Below are 17,857 nucleotides of genomic sequence, written 5' to 3'. Positions count from 1 at the left end.
GCCGACGATGGCTGTGAAAGAGGGAGACCGTGTCAAGCGCGGTACGCTGCTGTTCACGGATAAGAAGACCGAAGGCGTTCGTTATACCTCACCGGCCGCCGGTGTAGTGAAAGAAATCAACCGTGGTGAACGTCGTGTTTTCCAGTCGGTTGTTGTCGAAATTGATGGCGACGAGGCGGAAACCTTTGCGCGCTTTAACGAGGCAGATCTTGCCGGCCTTGAGCGCCAGCAAGTGATCGATAACCTGATTGAGTCGGGCTTGTGGACAACGCTGAGAACGCGCCCCTACAGCAAGGTGCCGGCCATCGACTCCGCGCCTCACTCCATATTTGTGTCCGTCATGGATACCAACCCCCTGGCTGCTGACCCGACCGTTATCATTCGTGAAAACGGTGCCGCGTTCGAAACCGGCCTTAAGATTCTGAGTAAGCTGACCACCGGTAAAGTCTTTGTTGCCGGTAAGCCAGGGTCTGACGTACCGGTTCCGAAGGCCGACGACATTGAAGTGCACCAGTTTGATGGCGTTCATCCCGCTGGCAACGTTGGCACCCACATCCATTACCTTGATCCGATTGCCGGCAACAAGGTGGTGTGGTCCATCGGCTACCAGGACGTTATCGATATTGCCAAACTGTTCGAAACCGGTGAACTGCCGACTGAACGCGTGGTGGCCATTGGTGGCCCGAAAGCGCTGAAGCCTCGTCTGGTTCGCACCCGTGTTGGCGCTAATCTGAATGAGCTGTTGAAAGATGAAGCTGCAACAGACTGTGACGTGCGGATGATTTCCGGTTCGGTGTTCGGTGGTCGTCGTGCTGACGGTCCCTGTGCGTACCTTGGGCGCTTTGCCAATCAGATTTCATTGCTCGAAGAAGGCACCAAGCGCGAGTTTCTGGGCTGGCTGTCGCCTGGGTCCAACCGCTTTTCGGTACTGAATATCTACCTGGCGAAACTGGCGGGCAGCAAACTGTTCAATTTCACCACCACCACCAACGGCAGTGAACGTGCCATGGTCCCGGTGGGTGCGTATGAACAGATCATGCCCCTGGATATTCTGCCGACACAGCTGCTCCGCTCGCTGATCGTCGGTGACACCGAAACGGCACAAAAGCTGGGTGCGTTGGAACTGGACGAAGAAGATCTGGCGCTGTGCACCTTCGTGTGCCCGGGTAAATACGAATACGGTCCGATTCTCCGCGAGAACCTGACCCGAATCGAGATCGAGGGCTAATACGATGGCAATCCGACAGTTTCTCGATGGCATCGAGCACCACTTCGAAAAAGGTGGCAAGTACGAGCGCTGGTATGCGCTGTACGAGGCCGTCGATACCATTTTCTACACGCCTGGCAAGGTAACGTCCACCACGGCTCACGTTCGTGACGGCGTGGATCTCAAGCGCATCATGATCACCGTGTGGATGTGTACCTTCCCGGCCATGTTCTTCGGTATGTGGAACATCGGCTTCCAGGCCAACAGCTTCCTGGCCGAGAATCCGGACGCACTGATTGGCGATGGCGGTCTGCGGACGGTCTTTATCCAGGCGCTTGCGGTGACCGGTGCCGGCGCTGGCCTCTGGGACAACTTCGTATACGGCATGGCGTACTTCGTGCCCATTTACTTCGTCACCTTTGTGGTGGGTGGTTTCTGGGAAGTGCTGTTTGCGACGGTGCGCCGCCACGAAGTCAACGAAGGCTTCTTCGTTACCTCCGTGCTATTCGCGCTGATCTGCCCGCCCACCATTCCCCTGTGGCAGGTGGCTCTGGGTATTACCTTCGGTGTGGTGATCGGCAAGGAAGTGTTCGGAGGTACCGGCAAGAACTTCCTCAACCCGGCACTGACCGGCCGTGCGTTCCTGTACTTTGCGTACCCGGCCCAGATTTCTGGTGACACGGTCTGGACGGCTATCGATGGCTTCAGTGGTGCTACGGCGCTGAGCTGGGCAGCCAGCGGTGGCGTGGATGCACTGCAGGATCAGATTGGCTGGATGTCTGCATTCATGGGCACCATTCAGGGCTCTATGGGTGAAACCTCCACGCTGGCGGTGCTCATTGGCGGTTTCATACTATTAATGATGAAAATCGCCTCCTACCGAATCGTTGGCGGCGTACTCATCGGCATGATTGCGATGTCGCTGCTACTGAACATCGTTGGCTCTGACACCAACCCGATGTTTGATGTGCCAGCGCACTGGCATCTGGTAATGGGTGGTTTTGCCTTCGGCATGATGTTCATGGCCACCGACCCGGTATCCGCAGCCATGACCAACACTGGCCGCTGGTGCTTCGGCATCCTGGTCGGCGTCATGACAGTGCTGATCCGTGTCGTCAACCCGGCGTTCCCGGAAGGCATCATGCTGGCGATTCTGTTTGCCAATCTCTTTGCGCCGCTGATGGATCACTACGTGGTTCAGGCCAACATCAAAAGGAGGCTCGCTCGTGGCTAAAGCTAAAGAAACCGTCTCCAGAACGCTGATTGTTGCCCTGGTGCTGAGTATTGCTTTCTCGGTGGTTGTCTCCACTGCGGCGGTGTCGCTCAGGCCTGCCCAGGTGAAGAATCAGAATCTGGACATCAAAACCAATATCCTGGCTGCGGCCGGCATGTTGAAGGCAGGTTCCAGCGCCGATGAAATCGAGGAGGAGTTCGCCCGCTTCGATGTGCGCCTGCTGGACCTGGACAGCGGCGATTACGTTGAGCCGTCTGTTGTAAACGTTGAGGATCCGATGAAGTACGATATGTACCGCGCTGCATCGGACCCGGCAATGTCCACCAACATCCCGGGGAATGAAGACAAAGCCGGTATCAAGCGCCGTCCAAACGTCGCGAAGATCTATACGCTCACCCAGGACGATGAACTGGTGAGGGTGGTGCTGCCGGTCCACGGCTACGGTCTGTGGTCGACGCTGTATGGTTTTGTGTCCCTGGAAGGCAATGCCAACACCATAGAAGGCCTTGGCTTCTACGATCACGCTGAAACACCTGGCCTGGGTGGCGAAGTGGACAACCCCCGCTGGAAGAGTCAGTGGGTCGGTAAGGAAGTCTATGGCGATGACCTGGAAGAGCCTCAGATTCGTCTGGTCAAGGGGGGCGTGAGCTCCGGTGCTGCTGACAAAGAGCACAAGGTTGACGCACTCTCTGGAGCCACTCTGACAAGCCGCGGTGTGGAACAGCTGGTCAACTACTGGATGAGTGATCGTGGTTATGCACCGTTCCTCAAAAAACTTCGCGAAGGGGAGGTCTGATCATGGCAGACGCTTCAGCCAAACAGGTTCTCTTCGAACCGATATTCAGTAACAACCCGATTGCGCTGCAGATCCTCGGGATCTGTTCCGCGCTGGCGGTGACGACCAGCATGAACGTTACTCTGGTAATGTGCATGGCGGTTATTTCCGTTACAGCGTGCGCCAACCTGGCGGTGTCGCTGGTGCGTACCCAGATTCCGGGCAGCATCCGCATCATCGTACAGATGACGATCATCGCGTCCTTGGTCATCGTGGTGGATCAGTTGCTCAAGGCTTTTGCCTATGAGATCTCCAAGCAGCTCTCGGTGTTTGTAGGCCTGATCATTACCAACTGCATCGTCATGGGCCGCGCCGAAGGCTTCGCTATGAAGAATGGCCCGTGGCTGAGCTTCCTGGACGGGATCGGTAACGGTCTGGGGTATTCCGTTCTGCTGATTTTCGTCGCGTTCTTCCGCGAACTGTTGGGCGCAGGATCACTGTTCGGTGTATCCCTGATGCCGGTGGTCAATGAAGGTGGCTGGTATGTGCCAAACGGCTTGCTGCTTTTGCCACCGAGTGCCTTCTTCATCATTGGTCTGGCGATCTGGGGTTTGCGCACCTGGAAGCCGGAACAGGTAGAAGAACCTGAATTCAAGATGTCGCGTCACACCGCCAAGGAGGCCTTCTGATGGAACATTATATCAGTCTGATTTTGAAGGCCATTTTCGTTGAGAATATGGCCCTGGCCTTCTTCCTGGGTATGTGCACGTTCCTGGCGATCTCCAAGAAGATCGAGGCCGCTGTCGGTCTCGGGATTGCCGTGATTGTGGTGCTCACCATAACCGTTCCTGTGAATAACCTGTTGTACAACAGCATCCTTCGTGAAGGGGCGCTCGAATGGGCGGGCCTCTCTAACGTTGACCTGAGCTTTCTCGGGCTGCTGACGTACATCGGTGTTATCGCTGCGATTGTTCAGATCATGGAAATGGTTCTGGATAAGTACATTCCCGCGCTCTACGCCGCGCTGGGTGTGTTTTTGCCGTTGATCACGGTGAACTGCGCCATTCTGGGTGCGTCACTGTTCATGGTTGAGCGGGACTACACCTTTGGCGAGAGTGTGGTGTACGGCTTCGGGGCCGGTGTGGGCTGGGCGCTGGCGATCATCGCCCTGGCAGGCATCCGCGAGAAACTGAAGTACAGCGATGTACCAGCAGGACTTCGTGGCCTGGGTATCACCTTCATTACTGTTGGTCTGATGTCCCTTGGCTTCATGTCGTTCTCAGGGATTTCACTGTAATCAACCCGGTGATTCGGTTTAACGAAAAGGCGAGACCATGAGTACTGAAATTATTCTTGGCGTGGTCATGTTCACCGTTATCGTACTGGCGCTGGTTGCGATTATCCTCGCAGCCCGTTCAAAGCTGGTAAGCACCGGTGATGTGACCATCGAAATCAACGATGACCCAGAGCACACGCTGACTACCGAAGCTGGCGGCAAGCTCCTGGGAACTCTGGCAGGTAATGGTATTTTCCTGTCCTCCGCCTGCGGCGGCGGCGGTACCTGCGCTCAGTGTAAGTGCAAAGTCTTTGACGGCGGCGGTGCCATGCTGCCAACGGAGAAGACGCACTTCACCAACCGTGAAGAAAAAGAAGGCTGGCGCCTTTCCTGTCAGGTTCCTGTTAAACAGGATATGAAGGTTGAAGTACCGGAAGAGTTCTTCGGTGTGAAAAAGTGGGAGTGTGAGGTGGTCTCAAACCACAACGTTGCCACCTTCATCAAGGAACTGGTGCTGAAACTGCCTGAGGGCGAGGAAGTGGACTTCCGCGCTGGTGGCTATGTCCAGTTGGAATGCGCTCCCTACGAGATCGATTTCAAGAATTTCGTGATCGAGGAAGAGTTCCACGAAGACTGGGACAAGCATGACATCTGGCGTTTCAAAGCGATCAACAAGGAAGAGACGATCCGCGCCTATTCCATGGCGAACTATCCGGAAGAGAAGGGTGTTCTCAAGTTCAACATCCGGATCGCCACGCCGCCTCCGGGCACGGATCATCTACCGGGCATCATGTCCAGCTATGTGTTCGATCTGAAGCCCGGCGACAAGACGACCGTGATGGGGCCATTTGGTGAGTTCTTCGCCAAGAAGACCGATGCTGAGATGATATTCATCGGCGGTGGTGCGGGTATGGCACCGATGCGGTCTCATATTTTTGACCAGCTCAAACGTCTGAACTCGAAGCGTAAAATCAGCTTCTGGTACGGCGCACGAAGTGTCCGCGAGATGTTCTACGTGGAAGATTTCGATGGGCTGGCTGAAGAAAATGAGAACTTCGAGTGGCATGTGGCACTGTCTGATGCGCTGCCTGATGACAACTGGAAGGGCCCGACCGGCTTTATCCATAATGTGCTGTACGATCAGTACCTCAAGGACCATCCGGCCCCTGAAGACTGCGAGTACTACATGTGTGGACCCCCAATCATGAACGCGTCCGTCATCAAGATGCTGAAGGATCTTGGGGTAGAGGACGAAAACATCATGCTGGATGACTTTGGAGGGTAAATAACTCACATGACATCCGGTATGTTTCGACCCGTCAGGGTAGCTTTGGCCAGCGTCGTGTTGACGCTGGCCGTAGTTGCGCTGGCGGGTTGTTCGTTTGGGGACGAAAAAGAAATCTGGGAGATTGCCGGGCCGGTGTTCGGCACTGAATATCATATCAATGTGGTATTGACCGGGGATGAGGAAGAGCTCCAAACTCTGTCAGAAGGCATAGAGAAGGAATTGAACAAAATCGATGCCTCTATGTCCACGTGGAAAGACGACTCCGAACTGTCGATGCTCAACCACCGAAAAGATCAGTCCGAATGGGCTGACATTTCGGCCCCGCTTGCCGAGGTACTTGCCACTGCATTGCGAGTGTCCCGCCTGACCGACGGTGCCTTCGACGTGACCATCGGCCCTGTGGTCAATCTTTGGGGGTTTGGCCCTGAAGCCCGGCCAGACAAAGTGCCCGACGACGGGGAGCTGGCCGCCAGGCTTGAGTCTACCGGTTATGAAAAGCTCGAGGTGAGATCCGACCCTCCGGCTATCAGAGCAAGTGGCCCGCAATACATCGATCTCTCAGCCATCGCCAAGGGCTACGCTGTGGATGCGGTGGGGCGCTTTCTTGAACAAGCCGGTGTGGAGGCCTACCTGGTGGAAATCGGCGGTGAGGTTCGGGTTAACGGTCGTAAACCCGATGGCAGTGCCTGGCGGCTGGCCATTGAGCAACCGGTTTCAGAACGTCGCCAGATAAACCGCGTGGTGGCGCTGGATCAGCACTCGATGGCAACTTCTGGAGACTATCGGAACTATTACGAATCGAATGGACGTCGTTATTCTCATACCATTGACCCTGAAGATGGCCAACCGATTAACCATAACCTGGCATCGGTTACCGTCATTACAGAGAGTGCAATGTTGGCAGACGCGCTGGCGACGGGTTTCAATGTGATGGGGTATGAGCGAGCCCAGGCACTGGCCACACGCGAAAACATTGCCGCGTATTTTATCGTACGGGGTGAAGACGGGTTTGAAGTGCATAATACCCCCGCATTCACATCGTACCTGACACAGTAAAGGGGAGGCCTTTATGGGTACCTTTCTTCTGGTTTTATTGATTGTATCTGTTCTGGTCGCCGCTATGGCCGTAGGTGTTATTTTCGGCCGCAAGCCGATCAGCGGCACCTGCGGCGGTATCGGAGCTCTGGGAATCAGCCAGTCCTGCGATATCTGTGGCGGTAATACCCAAAAATGTGAAGAAGAAACCGAGCGAGTCGCCAGCGACGCAAAAGCGGCGGATGAGTTGGGTTACGACGCTACCAGACAGTAAATTACATTTTACGACGTACTTAAGGAGTCACTGCACGCATGGCAGAACATCACTACGACGTCGTCGTTATCGGCGCTGGTCCTTCCGGAGAAGGCGCAGCGATGAATGCGACGAAACACGGTAAACGTGTCGCGATCATCGAAGATAAACCCACTGTTGGCGGCAACTGCACCCATTGGGGGACCATTCCCTCCAAAGCGTTGCGGCACTCGGTCAAACAGATTATTACCTTCAACACCAATCAGATGTTCCGGGATATTGGCGAGCCGCGCTGGTTTTCGTTCCCGCGGGTACTGCAAAACGCCCAGAAAGTGATTGGCAAGCAGGTGAAGCTCCGTACCCAGTTTTACGCCCGTAATCGCGTGGAACTGATCAACGGCCGTGCCTATTTTCTGGATGCGAACCGAATTGAAGTCCGCGGCGCAAAGTCTTCTGAAACCCTGCATTTCAAACAGGTTATCATCGCCACCGGCTCCAGGCCGTATCTCCCGCCCGATGTGGATTTCAGGCACCACCGGATTTACAACTCCGACTCCATTCTGAACCTGTCCCACACGCCACGCACTCTGATTATTTATGGCGCTGGCGTTATCGGCTCTGAGTACGCCTCTATTTTCGCGGGCCTCGGCGTTAAGGTGGACCTGATTAACCCCGGCAGCCGGTTGCTGAGCTTCCTGGATGACGAGATTTCAGACGCGTTGAGTTACCATCTGCGCAATAACGGGGTGCTGGTTCGTCACCATGAGGAATACGAATCGGTGGATGGCGACGACCACGGCGTGGTGCTGTCGCTCAAATCCGGCAAGAAAATCCGCGCGGATGCGTTCCTGTGGTGTAACGGCCGCAGTGGCAACACCGAGAAGCTTGGTCTGGAAAACGTTGGCTTGGTACCCAATGGTCGGGGCCAGTTGGCGGTAGACGAACATTACCGAACCGAGGTGGAGCACATCTACGCCGCTGGTGATGTGATTGGTTGGCCAAGCCTGGCCAGCGCCGCCTACGATCAGGGTCGCTCCGCGTCGTCTGATATCGTCAAAGACGACTACTTCAGATACGTGTCGGATGTTCCGACTGGCATCTACACCATTCCCGAGATCAGCTCCGTCGGTAAAACCGAGCGTGAGCTCACTGAGGCTAAAGTACCTTACGAAGTGGGGCAGGCATTCTTCAAAGATCTGGCGCGCGCGCAGATTACCGGTGATGCCGTCGGCATGCTGAAGATTCTGTTCCACCGTGAAACGCGGGAAATAATGGGGATTCACTGCTTTGGTGACCAGGCGGCCGAAATTGTTCACATCGGCCAGGCCATCATGAACCAGCAGGGCGAGGCCAATTCACTGAACTATTTTATCAACACCACGTTCAATTACCCGACCATGGCGGAAGCCTACCGGGTGGCAGCGCTAAACGGCCTCAATCGAATCTTCTGAGGCATCGCCGTATAAAAAACGGGTTGTGGGCAGCGTCCACAACCCGTTTTTTTGTGCCCGTGGAGTCAACCAGCAGAAAGCGCAGAGGGCGTGTCAGTATGCTCGACCGTTTCGCCGCGTGTCAGTGAGAGCACGGAGTTGGCGCGGTTTTCGAAATACATGCGGGTGCTGGTGGGGTAATCGGAAATGATGCTGTCGACCCCTTGTTGCTCCAGTGCCAGCATGTCGTGAATGCGGTTCACCGTCCAGGCGGAGACGTGCATTCCGCGCCGGTGGGCATCATCAACGATCGCTTTGGTGGACATCTTCCAGTTGATGCACAAGTAGTCACAATGCAGGCGGGCAGCGAGATTCACCGGCCGTGGGAATTTGCGCTCAGCTACAAGCCCGATGCGGATGTGCTTGTCTCGTCGACGGATTTGTTGCAAAAACCAGACATCAGAAGACGTTACCGCCACCTGTTGATACAGGTCGCGCCGTTGTATCACCTCGGTCAGGCGGTTGCACAGAATATTCAGGCGCTGGCGGCTATCCTTCTTCACCTCCAGTTGCAGGTGCTCAAGATCCGGAAACGACTCCAGCAGGTTTTCCAGTGACGGCACGCCTACTTTGCGCGGCCAGGAGGTTGTGCCCTTGCGGGCGTCCATGGCTGATAACTCTTCGACTGTATAGTGTGAGACAGCGCCTTTCTGCCCGGTGGTGCGATCAACGGTCAAATCGTGGATGATCACGGGCTTGCCGTCTTTGGACAGCACCAGGTCCAGTTCAAAGTGACGGATGCCGTGGCGGTAGGCGTGGGTAAAACCGGCCAGCGTATTTTCGGGGGCTTCTCCCTTGGCCCCCCGGTGTCCGTAGACAATCATTCTGATGCGGATTCCTTTAAACGTTGGTAAATGGCCTGGCGTTTTTTCCAGGTATCGTGACACAGGCGAATATCCTCCAGGTACGCCGGCAGTTCGTTCATCAGCAGCGCCTGAGGGCCGTCTACAAGGGCTTTCTCGGGCTTCGGGTGGAAGTCCACCAACACCATGTTGGCCCCGGCAATGACACCCTGAGCCGTGGCGTGCATGACATCGAGAATGCCGTCAGGCGACTTTTCCCGGCTACCGACGGAATGGGATGGGTCAACACACACCGGCATCCGCGTCAGGCGCTTGACCGCAGGTACATGGGCGAAATCCACCATGTTGCGGTGCGGCTGTCCGGCTTCGGTTTTCATGCCCCGCAGGCAGAATATGACGTTGGCGTTGCCTTCGCTGGCGAGATATTCCGCGGCATTCAGCGATTCGTTCAGGGTGATACCGAAACCGCGTTTGAGCAGCACCGGGTAGGTGCTCTGGCGGCCAATGGCCTTGAGCAATTCAAAATTCTGGGTGTTGCGGGTACCGACCTGCAACATCACGCCGGTGGGGCGGCCGAGCTTCTCCAGGCAGGTATCGATCTCCTCGATGTGGCTTTCATGGGTGATCTCCATGGCGACCACCTTGATACCGTGCTTGCCAGCCTTCTCGAAGACCCACGGCAGGCACCCTTTGCCATGGCCCTGAAAGGAGTAGGGGTTGGTGCGGGGCTTATAGGCACCCATGCGGGTGCAGGCCTCGCCATGGTCCTCAAGCGCCTGCATCATCATGTCCACATGTTCAGGCACATCGACGGCGCACAGGCCGGCGAAGATGTTCAGGTTGGACTGATTGAATTCCACACCGTTGTAGGTAAAGCCGCTTTGGCGATTGTCGTCCCGGTGGCGGCCCAGAATGCGATAGTCATCGGAGATGCGGATGGCCCGCTCCACCGCCGGCAGCGCTTCTATCTCTTCCTTGTCGAGAGACTTGGTGTCGCCCAGCAGGTAGACCTCCGTCAGCCGCTGGCTGGCACCCTGGATTTCATGAATCCGCACGGAGACGCCAGGCAGGTGTTCCAGAAAGTGCATGGTCTGCCGGTAGGCGTCACTGTCCAGGGGCGTATCGGGGTGGAGAATGGCTAGCATATCGACTCCTTTGACCGTCAGTCCGCAGCTTCTGCACGGTAGCGGGCCTGCATGTATTCGCGATGGTTAAGATGCAGCAAATCGGCCATTCGGCGAATCAGGTGTTCCTCGTACTTGTCGATGCGGCCATCGGCAAAGGCCACTCGCCATATACTCTCGAGCAAGGACTGTTTAGTGGCCTGGTCCAGTTGCTCGTTGATCTGTTCGGTGAACTCGTAGAGGGACGTAGCGCCGTCTGCGTGACTGAGGGCATCCTGCAAAATCTCTTGCGCTTCTTCGCGGCTGACTTCATGGGCCTCCACCGCGCAATCCACGATGGTTTGCAGCTCACGGTCATCCTCGTTGTTATCAGCGCGGGAGAGCAGCACCATCAGGGCGGTGGCCGCCACCGCCAGTGAATGTGGATCGGGTGCTTCCCCGGACTCCTCGGCAGGGGAAAATAACTGCTTCAGACGTTCAATCATGACTTGATAAATGCTCCTTTAAAACAAGACCTTCACGCCACGTTCGCCAGCTTTCGGACTCGGCTTTCCAGTTCAATCTGGTCGGCAGCGAAGCGGCGAATGCCATCCGCCAGCTTCTCGGTCGCCATGGCGTCTTCATTGGATTCCCAACGGAACAGGCGCTCGTCCATGCCGCCGAACCCGTCTGGGCTGGAAGCGGTCGCGGGTGACAGCTGTCGTTTCAGCGGTGCGGTGTCGTCTTTCAGTGACTGCAGAAGGTTGGGGCTGATGGTCAGGCGATCACAGCCGGCCAGCATCTCGATTTCACCCAGGTTACGGAAGCTGGCACCCATTACCACGGTGTTGTAACCGTTGGCCTTGTAGTAGTTATAGATGCGGGAGACCGATTGAACCCCGGGGTCTTCCGCCGCAGGAAAGCTGTCACGACCGCTGTTCGCCAGGTGCCAGTCCAGAATGCGACCCACGAACGGTGAAATCAGAAACGCGCCAGCATCGGCGCAGGCAGCGGCCTGAACGAAAGAGAATAGCAGGGTCAGATTGCAATGAATGCCTTCTTTCTCCAGCTGCTTTGCCGCCTGAATGCCCTCCCAAGTGGACGCAATCTTGATCAGCACCCGGCTGGTGTCGACCCCTTGCTGGTTATAAAGCTCGATCAGACGGCGGGCACGGGCCAGGGTGGCGTCAGTATCAAACGACAGGCGTGCATCCACTTCGGTGGAGACCACGCCGGGAATAAGCTCGAGAATCTCGCGGCCAGCCAGCACCGCCAGTGCGTCCGTGGCGTGCGCCAGTTGTTCGGTGTCAGAGCCGCCTTGCTGGCTGGCCATGGTGACGGCTTTGTCCAGCATCGGGCGATAGGCCTCTGACGCGGCAGCCTTGAGCAGCAGCGACGGGTTGGTGGTGGCATCTTCAGGACGCCACTGGGCAATGGCACTCAGGTCGCCGGTATCGGCCACCACCGTGGTCATGGTTTTCAGTTGCTCAAGTTTGCTGGTCATTTGTGGTCCTGTCGTCCTGCCTGGATTGTTTTCCCTACAATAACGGGCTGGTCTGACAGGAACAAGACAACAAACCGTATAGATCCGTTCAGGCAGGGGCTGTTAACGCTTGTGCAGGGTCCCGAACCTTTGCCAGTGCGTCTTCGATAACCTCTAACCCGGCCCCGGATTTGTGGGCATTTTCGCTGATGTGGCGGCGAAACTGCCGGCCGCCCGGCTGACCGTGGAAGAGCCCAAGCAAGTGACGTGACATATGGGTAAGGAACACGCCGCGCTCCAGTTCGCTCCCGATGAACGGAAGTATCGAGCGCAGGGCATCGTGGCGGCTTTCCACCGGGGCTTTGTCACCGAAGAACACTGGATCTACACCCGCCAGTAACCATGGATTGTGGTACGCCTCTCGGCCCAGCATCACCCCATCGGTGTGCTGAAGATGCTGGTGACATTCGTCGAAGGTCTTGATACCACCGTTTATGATGATTTCCAGTTGTGGATATTTTGCCTTCAAGCGGTATACCCAGTCGTATTTCAGCGGTGGAATGTCCCGGTTTTCCTTAGGGCTCAGGCCCTCCAGGATCGCGATGCGAGCATGCACGATGAACGTGCGGCAACCGGCTTCGGCGACTTTCTCGACAAACTCGCACAGATCATCCCAGGATTCCCGGCCGTCAATGCCGATGCGGTGCTTCACCGTCACCGGCAGGCCCGTGGCGTTAATCATCGCCCGCACGCCTTCGGCTACCTTGTCCGGATGGCCCATCAGGCAGGCACCGATCATGTTATTCTGCACCCGGTCGCTGGGGCAACCGACGTTCAGATTCACCTCATCAAAGCCATACTGCTGCGCCAGCCCGGCACAATGGGCGAGCTCACCGGCATCACTGCCACCGAGCTGCAACGCCAGCGGGTATTCAGCTTCGTCATGACGCAGAAAACGGGCGGTATCGCCGTGAATCAGCGCGCCAGTGGTGACCATTTCCGTGTACAGCAAGGTGTGGCGGCTTAGCTGGCGCGTCAGGTAGCGATAGTGGGTGGTAGTCCAGTCCATCATGGGGGCCACGCAAAACCGGCGTGATGGGTTTTGTGCGATTCTTTCAGGGCTTTCCGTGGTGTGCTCGAAATTTTCTGAAGGCGCGTGTGTGCTCATGTACGACTCTTTTCCGCCAGAACGGGTGTTTTGGGGCACCGATTCTATCAGGAAAACGGTTTCATTGGCGTGCCAGGGCCGGTTATGCGGTAAGCAATAGCCGAGCCCAAGTGGGCAAGGCAAATTCTTGTGGGGTATTACGCAACATTGGCCACCAATGACAAGTGCATTGTCCGCCAAACATCTCACGGGTGTAGTACGCTAACCAGCACTCTATGGGCCAGATGACAAGAAATCCCGATTTCAGGAGGTCTCCCACGAGGTCAGCTGTACACGACAGGGAGATATTAACTCAAAAATATAAGGACGAATGAATGACCGCTTACACTGCTGTGTTGTTATACGCAGGATGGATGCTGATTCTGGCGCTGATTTACGCTTTCCCCCGCGTACCCCAGGCACTTACTGGTGCCAAGCCGATCGACAGCTGGGAGCGCAACAAACAGCCGATTGATCCCCCCATCCTGCAGCGGGCCAAAGCAGCGCATCTGAACTGCATTGAAAATTTTGCGGTGTTTGCGGCAGTGGTTGTTGTGGCCGGGCTGATGGATCGCCTGGAGGCGGTAAACGCTCTGGCAGCGTATGTTCTGTACGCGCGCCTTGCCCAGAGTCTGGTGCACATCAGTGGTACATCGTTTGTGCAGATCCTGTTGCGGGCGACGTTCTTCCTGATACAGATTGTGCTGGTGTTGATGATGGTTTACCAGCTATTGCTCGGCTGATTGAAGTTCCCGAAAAATAACTACAAGGAATGTCCATGAAAGAATGCATCTTCATCACCGGTGCCGCCGCCGGTATCGGCCGCGAAACCGCGCTTCTGTTCGCGTCCAAAGGCTGGTTTGTCGGCGCGGCTGACCGGGATGAGCCCGCGTTGGCGGCGTTGCAGAAAGAGTTAGGTGAGAGCCGCTGCAGCACCCATGTGATGGACGTGGTGGATGAGGCGTCGGTTAAACAGGGTTTGGCGGATTTCGCCGAGCGCACCGGTGGCCAGCTGCGCTTGCTTCACAATAACGCCGGCATTCTGAAAGTGGGGCCGTTTGAGGAGATCCCCATGGCGGCTCACCGCGCAATTGTTGAGGTGAATGTGATCGGTCTGATGACGGTACTGCACGCGGCATTTCCGTATCTGAAGGCCACACCGAACGCCCAGGTGGTGAATATGAGCTCGGCATCAGCCGCGTATGGCATTCCGGATTTCGCATCCTACTCTGCCAGCAAACACGCGGTGCGGGCGATGACAGAGGCGCTGGATATTGAATGGGAGCCCCATGGTATCCGCGTGTGCGACTTGATGCCGCCATTTGTGAATACCGGCATGGTGCAACAGAACGAGCAGGGCTCGAAGCTGTTTGAGCGGCTGGGGGTCGATCTGACACCGGATGTGGTGGCGGCACAGGTCTGGGCACAGATCGAGCAGCCGCGCTTGCACCGCCCGATTTCGTTGCAGTTCCGGGCCTTGTGGCCGATTGCCAAGTCCGCACCGGCATCGGTCACGCGCAGTGTTTTGAGAAGACTGTGGCGCAAATAGGCTACACCGGGTCAAGACGCTAGCCTGCTAACTTTGTTATTCTCTCGGCCCTGTGTGAGTGGGGTTCGGGAGAGAGTCGACATGCCGGTGATGGTTCAGGCGCTGGTGCCTGTGTTTGCGCTGATTGTAATGGGGCACCTGTTTCGTCGCTGGAACTTCCCGGGTGAAGGCTTCTGGGCGCAGGCCGAGCGCTTTACCTATTACGTGCTGTTTCCCGCCATGCTGGTCTATAAGCTGGGCCAGGCCCGCTTGCCCGCCTCCGCCTATGGCGACATTCTGCTGTTGATCCTGGCCATGCTACTGGTCATGACGCTGGTGCTGGCGGCGTTGCAGTTTCTCTGGCGCTGGCCCGGGCCGGTGTTCTCGTCGGTCTTTCAGGGCGGTATCCGTTTTAATTCCTACGTCGGCCTGGCGTCGGCTGGCATGCTGCTGGGTGACGAGGGGTTGTCGCTGATCGCCATTGCCGTGGCCATCAAGGTGCCACTGCTCAACCTGCTCTGCATCCTGATGTTTTCGGTGGCAGCCGGCCAGGGCCCGCTGCGGTTCCGACCGGTGTTCAAAGCCATTGTGACCAACCCGCTGATCGTTGGATCGGTCATTGGGGTGATCTGGAGTTACTTTCAGATCGGCTTTAACCCGCTGATCGCCGGTATTCTGGCACCGTTAAGTGACCTGGCGTTGCCCCTGGGGCTGATGACGGTGGGCGCGGGGCTTCAGCTGAAAGCCTTGCGGGGCGCGTCGATGCCATTCCTGGTGTCGTCCCTGGCCAAGCTGGTGGCGTTTCCGCTGATTACCGCGGGGCTGGCGTTGCTGCTGGGGCTGGAGGGTATGATGGTGCAGGTGGCGATTCTGCTGGCAGCATTGCCCACCGCCACGTCGTCCTACATTCTGGCGCGGCAGCTCGGGGGTGACGCGCCGCTGATGGCTGGCATCATCAGTGGCCAGACGTTGCTGGCCATGCTAACGATTCCGTTGCTACTGGGCATTCTCTGGTAGGCAGGCCAGCGCGTTGTCGGCGATGCCCTGCAGGAAGTTCACGTAGCCGTTCCGGTCAGAGTCAATGTCCGTGGCCAGCGGGTCCCAGGTGCTGAAAGTAACATCCAGCCCATCGGTGATGGAGCGCCACCACTGGCGGTTGAACTGGGGCTCGGTCAGCAGGCAGGGCTGATTGGCTTCGCGCAATTTGTCCTGCACCTCGGCAATATGCCGTGCACCCGGGGACAGTTCCGGGTTCAGGGTCAGCACGCCGTCCAGCGTCAGGTTGAAATGGCCGGCATAGCGGGTGAAGGCGTCGTGATAGCTAAACAGGCTGATATTGGCCAGCGGCTCAAGGCGTTGGTGGATGTCCTGCTCGGCTTCCCGCAGTGTTTTCTCGAACCGTGCCAGATTGGCGTCCAGCGTCTCGGTGTCGGCGCCATCCTGTTGCGACAGTGCCTGGTGAATATCCCTGGCCATATCCAGTGCCAGTACCGGGTCCAGCCAGATGTGGGGATCTTCGCCCGCGCCATGGTCGTGGCCATGATCATCGTGGCCTTCATCTTCGTGACCGTGGTGATCGTCTGTATCGGTGGCTTCGGGCACGTCATCACCATGCAGCAGCGAGACCGCGCGTTCACTGAATTCTTCACCGCTCAGCAGGCGGGACAGGAAGGTTTCCATTTCCGGGCCGACCCAGAAGATGATGTCGGAGTTCTCCAGCGCCCGGCGCTGAGATGGACGCATGGTGTAATTGTGGGGGCTGGAACCTGCGGGTACCAGGCTGGTGACGTTCACGTCAGCCGGGGCGACGGCTCTGACCAGAAGTTCCACCGGTTTGATGGAGGTGACGACGTTGGTGGCAGCCAGGGCGGACAGCGGGCTCAGTATGGCAGCCAGTCCCAGCGCAGCGGCGCTGGCAAGCGGTTTATTCGGCATGGTAATGTCGTGCTCTGAAATGTGGTTGAAACGTTATAATATAACAAACAGTTCGCGGATTAAAGAACGGGCCGCCCCGCAATCATGCGAAATCGGCGCTGGGCCGTTATAATGCGTGGTTTTCCAGTCGGCCACTTATCTATCAGGACCGTTACATGACCGTACGTACCCGAATTGCTCCGTCACCCACCGGTGATCCACACGTTGGTACCGCCTTCGTGGCCCTGTTTAACCTTTGTTTTGCCCGTCAGCACGGCGGCCAGTTCATCTTGCGCATTGAAGACACCGACCAGGCCCGCAGCACGGCCGAGTCTGAGCAGGATATCCTTGGCGCTTTGCGCTGGCTGGGCCTGGAATGGGATGAGGGTCCTGACGTGGGTGGCCCCCATGGCCCGTATCGCCAGTCCGAGCGCAAGGATTCCTACCGACAGTATGCGCTGGATCTGGTCACCGCCGGCCACGCCTTCTATTGTTTCCGCACCCCCGAAGAGCTGGAGGCGATCCGCGAAGAGCGCAAGGCGGCTGGCCTGAACCCCGGCATCAAGGGCGATCTGGAGCTATCCGAGGAAGAAGTGAAGCATCGCTTGGAGGCCGGCGACCCCTATGTCATCCGCATGAAAGTGCCGGATGAGGGCGTGTGCGAGATCCGTGACATGTTGCGTGGCACCATCGAGATTGACTGGTCCCAGGTGGATTGCCAGATCCTGCTGAAATCCGACGGCATGCCCACATACCATCTCGCCAACGTGGTGGACGATCACCTGATGGAGATCACCCACGTGCTGCGGGGCGAGGAGTGGATCAACTCGGCACCCAAGCACAAGTTGTTGTACCAGTACTTCGGCTGGGACATGCCGGAACTGTGCCACCTGCCGCTGCTGCGCAACCCGGACAAGAGCAAGTTGTCCAAACGCAAGAACCCCACCAGCATCAATTTCTACGAGCGCATGGGCTTCCTGCCGGAGGCGGTGACCAATTACCTCGGCCGCATGGGCTGGTCGATGCCCGATGAGCGGGAAAAGTTCACCCTGGACGAAATGGTCGAGAATTTCGACATCCAGCGGGTATCCCTGGGTGGTCCGGTATTCGATGTGGAAAAGCTGCGCTGGCTGAACGGCCTTTGGCTGCGCGAGGATCTGAGCGACGACCAGTTCGTGGAGAAAATGCGCAACTGGTGGTTCAACGAAGACGCACTGCGCGCGCTGATTCCGCACATCAAGGGCAGGGCGGAAGTGTTTTCCGACGTGGCACCGATGGCGGCGTTCATCCCGGGAGCGTCGCCGCCACTCGTCAGAATCGC

At 57.2% G+C, this 17,857-nt stretch carries 19 protein-coding genes; 13 read left to right on the top strand and 6 right to left on the bottom strand.

Features of this window, described 5'->3' with window-relative positions:
* The 9 genes from WD429_RS12770 to sthA form a co-directional block, all read left to right on the top strand.
* Nucleotides 1–1,228: Na(+)-translocating NADH-quinone reductase subunit A (locus WD429_RS12770; protein WP_368422562.1), on the top strand; the 1,228-nt coding region annotated here is incomplete at its 5' end.
* Between the two features lie 4 nt (nt 1,229–1,232).
* Nucleotides 1,233–2,441, top strand: a complete 1,209-nt coding sequence (locus WD429_RS12765; RefSeq protein ID WP_368422561.1) for an NADH:ubiquinone reductase (Na(+)-transporting) subunit B — start codon at nt 1,233–1,235, stop codon at nt 2,439–2,441.
* Entirely contained in the window at nt 2,434–3,237 is an 804-nt protein-coding gene (locus WD429_RS12760) for a Na(+)-translocating NADH-quinone reductase subunit C (protein WP_368422560.1), read from the top strand. The genes WD429_RS12765 and WD429_RS12760 overlap by 8 nt, the downstream gene beginning before the upstream one ends.
* A 2-nt stretch (nt 3,238–3,239) precedes the next feature.
* Nucleotides 3,240–3,905, top strand: coding sequence for an NADH:ubiquinone reductase (Na(+)-transporting) subunit D (locus WD429_RS12755; RefSeq protein WP_368422559.1), 666 nt, complete (start codon nt 3,240–3,242; stop codon nt 3,903–3,905).
* Nucleotides 3,905–4,513 (top strand): NADH:ubiquinone reductase (Na(+)-transporting) subunit E, encoded by a 609-nt coding sequence (nqrE, locus tag WD429_RS12750; protein WP_368422558.1) that lies wholly within the window; start codon nt 3,905–3,907, stop codon nt 4,511–4,513. Before WD429_RS12755 ends, nqrE begins: the two co-directional genes overlap by 1 nt.
* 37 nt (nt 4,514–4,550) lie before the next feature.
* Nucleotides 4,551–5,777 (top strand): NADH:ubiquinone reductase (Na(+)-transporting) subunit F, encoded by a 1,227-nt coding sequence (gene nqrF, locus WD429_RS12745; RefSeq protein WP_368422557.1) that lies wholly within the window; start codon nt 4,551–4,553, stop codon nt 5,775–5,777.
* A gap of 9 nt (nt 5,778–5,786) precedes the next feature.
* Nucleotides 5,787–6,836, top strand: coding sequence for an FAD:protein FMN transferase (locus WD429_RS12740; protein ID WP_368422556.1), 1,050 nt, complete (start codon nt 5,787–5,789; stop codon nt 6,834–6,836).
* Nucleotides 6,837–6,849: 13 nt separating this feature from the next.
* The gene (nqrM, locus tag WD429_RS12735) at nt 6,850–7,089 is read left to right on the top strand and encodes a (Na+)-NQR maturation NqrM (protein WP_368422555.1); all 240 of its coding nucleotides are present in this window, start codon (nt 6,850–6,852) and stop codon (nt 7,087–7,089) included.
* 38 nt (nt 7,090–7,127) lie between these two features.
* A complete protein-coding gene (gene sthA / locus WD429_RS12730) occupies nt 7,128–8,519 on the top strand; it encodes a Si-specific NAD(P)(+) transhydrogenase (RefSeq protein WP_368422554.1) in 1,392 nt (463 codons plus the stop codon).
* 65 nt (nt 8,520–8,584) lie between these two features.
* Here the strand turns inward: sthA and WD429_RS12725 are convergent, their stop codons facing one another.
* From WD429_RS12725 to dusA, 5 genes are all read right to left on the bottom strand, one after another.
* Nucleotides 8,585–9,382, bottom strand: coding sequence for a glycerophosphodiester phosphodiesterase (locus tag WD429_RS12725; RefSeq protein WP_368422553.1), 798 nt, complete (start codon nt 9,380–9,382; stop codon nt 8,585–8,587).
* A complete protein-coding gene (locus WD429_RS12720) occupies nt 9,379–10,506 on the bottom strand; it encodes a 3-deoxy-7-phosphoheptulonate synthase (protein WP_368422552.1) in 1,128 nt (375 codons plus the stop codon). The genes WD429_RS12725 and WD429_RS12720 overlap by 4 nt, the downstream gene beginning before the upstream one ends.
* Nucleotides 10,507–10,523: 17 nt before the next feature.
* The gene (locus tag WD429_RS12715; RefSeq protein ID WP_368422551.1) at nt 10,524–10,970 is read right to left on the bottom strand and encodes a TerB family tellurite resistance protein; all 447 of its coding nucleotides are present in this window, start codon (nt 10,968–10,970) and stop codon (nt 10,524–10,526) included.
* Nucleotides 10,971–11,002: 32 nt separating this feature from the next.
* Entirely contained in the window at nt 11,003–11,968 is a 966-nt protein-coding gene (gene tal, locus WD429_RS12710) for a transaldolase (protein ID WP_368422550.1), read from the bottom strand.
* Between the two features lie 88 nt (nt 11,969–12,056).
* Nucleotides 12,057–13,115, bottom strand: a complete 1,059-nt coding sequence (gene dusA, locus WD429_RS12705; protein ID WP_368422549.1) for a tRNA dihydrouridine(20/20a) synthase DusA — start codon at nt 13,113–13,115, stop codon at nt 12,057–12,059.
* Between the two features lie 314 nt (nt 13,116–13,429).
* On the opposite strand from dusA, the gene WD429_RS12700 reads away from it, so the two are divergent.
* The 3 genes from WD429_RS12700 (at nt 13,430) to WD429_RS12690 (ending at nt 15,639) form a co-directional block, all read left to right on the top strand.
* A complete protein-coding gene (locus WD429_RS12700; protein WP_368422548.1) occupies nt 13,430–13,837 on the top strand; it encodes an MAPEG family protein in 408 nt (135 codons plus the stop codon).
* Nucleotides 13,838–13,872: 35 nt separating this feature from the next.
* Nucleotides 13,873–14,643: an SDR family oxidoreductase gene (locus WD429_RS12695; RefSeq protein WP_368422547.1), complete on the top strand. Its 771-nt coding sequence runs from the start codon at nt 13,873–13,875 to the stop codon at nt 14,641–14,643.
* Nucleotides 14,644–14,724: 81 nt separating this feature from the next.
* Nucleotides 14,725–15,639 carry an AEC family transporter gene (locus tag WD429_RS12690; protein ID WP_368422546.1) on the top strand — a complete coding sequence of 305 codons (915 nt, stop codon included), beginning with the start codon at nt 14,725–14,727 and terminating at the stop codon, nt 15,637–15,639.
* On the opposite strand, the gene WD429_RS12685 is transcribed toward WD429_RS12690, so the two are convergent.
* Nucleotides 15,619–16,557 carry a zinc ABC transporter substrate-binding protein gene (locus WD429_RS12685; RefSeq protein WP_368422545.1) on the bottom strand — a complete coding sequence of 313 codons (939 nt, stop codon included), beginning with the start codon at nt 16,555–16,557 and terminating at the stop codon, nt 15,619–15,621. The genes WD429_RS12690 and WD429_RS12685 overlap by 21 nt on opposite strands.
* Before the next feature lie 155 nt (nt 16,558–16,712).
* Between WD429_RS12685 and gltX the strand changes: the two genes are divergently transcribed.
* The coding region (gene gltX / locus WD429_RS12680; protein WP_368422544.1) for a glutamate--tRNA ligase at nt 16,713–17,857 on the top strand (1,145 nt) is incomplete at its 3' end.

Source organism: Marinobacter sp. (genome assembly GCF_040904845.1).
GTDB lineage: Bacteria > Pseudomonadota > Gammaproteobacteria > Pseudomonadales > Oleiphilaceae > Marinobacter.
The sequence above is the reverse complement of the archived record's forward strand: the minus strand, read 5'-3'. Positions and strand labels throughout refer to the sequence as shown.

What these genes read in the sequence shown, in the direction of transcription:
- WD429_RS12765 (WP_368422561.1), top strand. Translation starts at nt 1,233, where the DNA reads ATGGCAATCCGACAGTTTCTCGATGGCATCGAGCACCACTTCGAAAAA.
- WD429_RS12755 (WP_368422559.1), top strand. Translation starts at nt 3,240, where the DNA reads ATGGCAGACGCTTCAGCCAAACAGGTTCTCTTCGAACCGATATTCAGT.
- nqrE (WP_368422558.1), top strand. Translation starts at nt 3,905, where the DNA reads ATGGAACATTATATCAGTCTGATTTTGAAGGCCATTTTCGTTGAGAAT.
- nqrF (WP_368422557.1), top strand. Translation starts at nt 4,551, where the DNA reads ATGAGTACTGAAATTATTCTTGGCGTGGTCATGTTCACCGTTATCGTA.
- WD429_RS12740 (WP_368422556.1), top strand. Translation starts at nt 5,787, where the DNA reads ATGACATCCGGTATGTTTCGACCCGTCAGGGTAGCTTTGGCCAGCGTC.
- nqrM (WP_368422555.1), top strand. Translation starts at nt 6,850, where the DNA reads ATGGGTACCTTTCTTCTGGTTTTATTGATTGTATCTGTTCTGGTCGCC.
- sthA (WP_368422554.1), top strand. Translation starts at nt 7,128, where the DNA reads ATGGCAGAACATCACTACGACGTCGTCGTTATCGGCGCTGGTCCTTCC.
- WD429_RS12725 (WP_368422553.1), bottom strand. Translation starts at nt 9,382, where the DNA reads ATGATTGTCTACGGACACCGGGGGGCCAAGGGAGAAGCCCCCGAAAAT.
- WD429_RS12720 (WP_368422552.1), bottom strand. Translation starts at nt 10,506, where the DNA reads ATGCTAGCCATTCTCCACCCCGATACGCCCCTGGACAGTGACGCCTAC.
- WD429_RS12715 (WP_368422551.1), bottom strand. Translation starts at nt 10,970, where the DNA reads ATGATTGAACGTCTGAAGCAGTTATTTTCCCCTGCCGAGGAGTCCGGG.
- tal (WP_368422550.1), bottom strand. Translation starts at nt 11,968, where the DNA reads ATGACCAGCAAACTTGAGCAACTGAAAACCATGACCACGGTGGTGGCC.
- dusA (WP_368422549.1), bottom strand. Translation starts at nt 13,115, where the DNA reads ATGAGCACACACGCGCCTTCAGAAAATTTCGAGCACACCACGGAAAGC.
- WD429_RS12700 (WP_368422548.1), top strand. Translation starts at nt 13,430, where the DNA reads ATGACCGCTTACACTGCTGTGTTGTTATACGCAGGATGGATGCTGATT.
- WD429_RS12695 (WP_368422547.1), top strand. Translation starts at nt 13,873, where the DNA reads ATGAAAGAATGCATCTTCATCACCGGTGCCGCCGCCGGTATCGGCCGC.
- WD429_RS12690 (WP_368422546.1), top strand. Translation starts at nt 14,725, where the DNA reads ATGCCGGTGATGGTTCAGGCGCTGGTGCCTGTGTTTGCGCTGATTGTA.
- WD429_RS12685 (WP_368422545.1), bottom strand. Translation starts at nt 16,557, where the DNA reads ATGCCGAATAAACCGCTTGCCAGCGCCGCTGCGCTGGGACTGGCTGCC.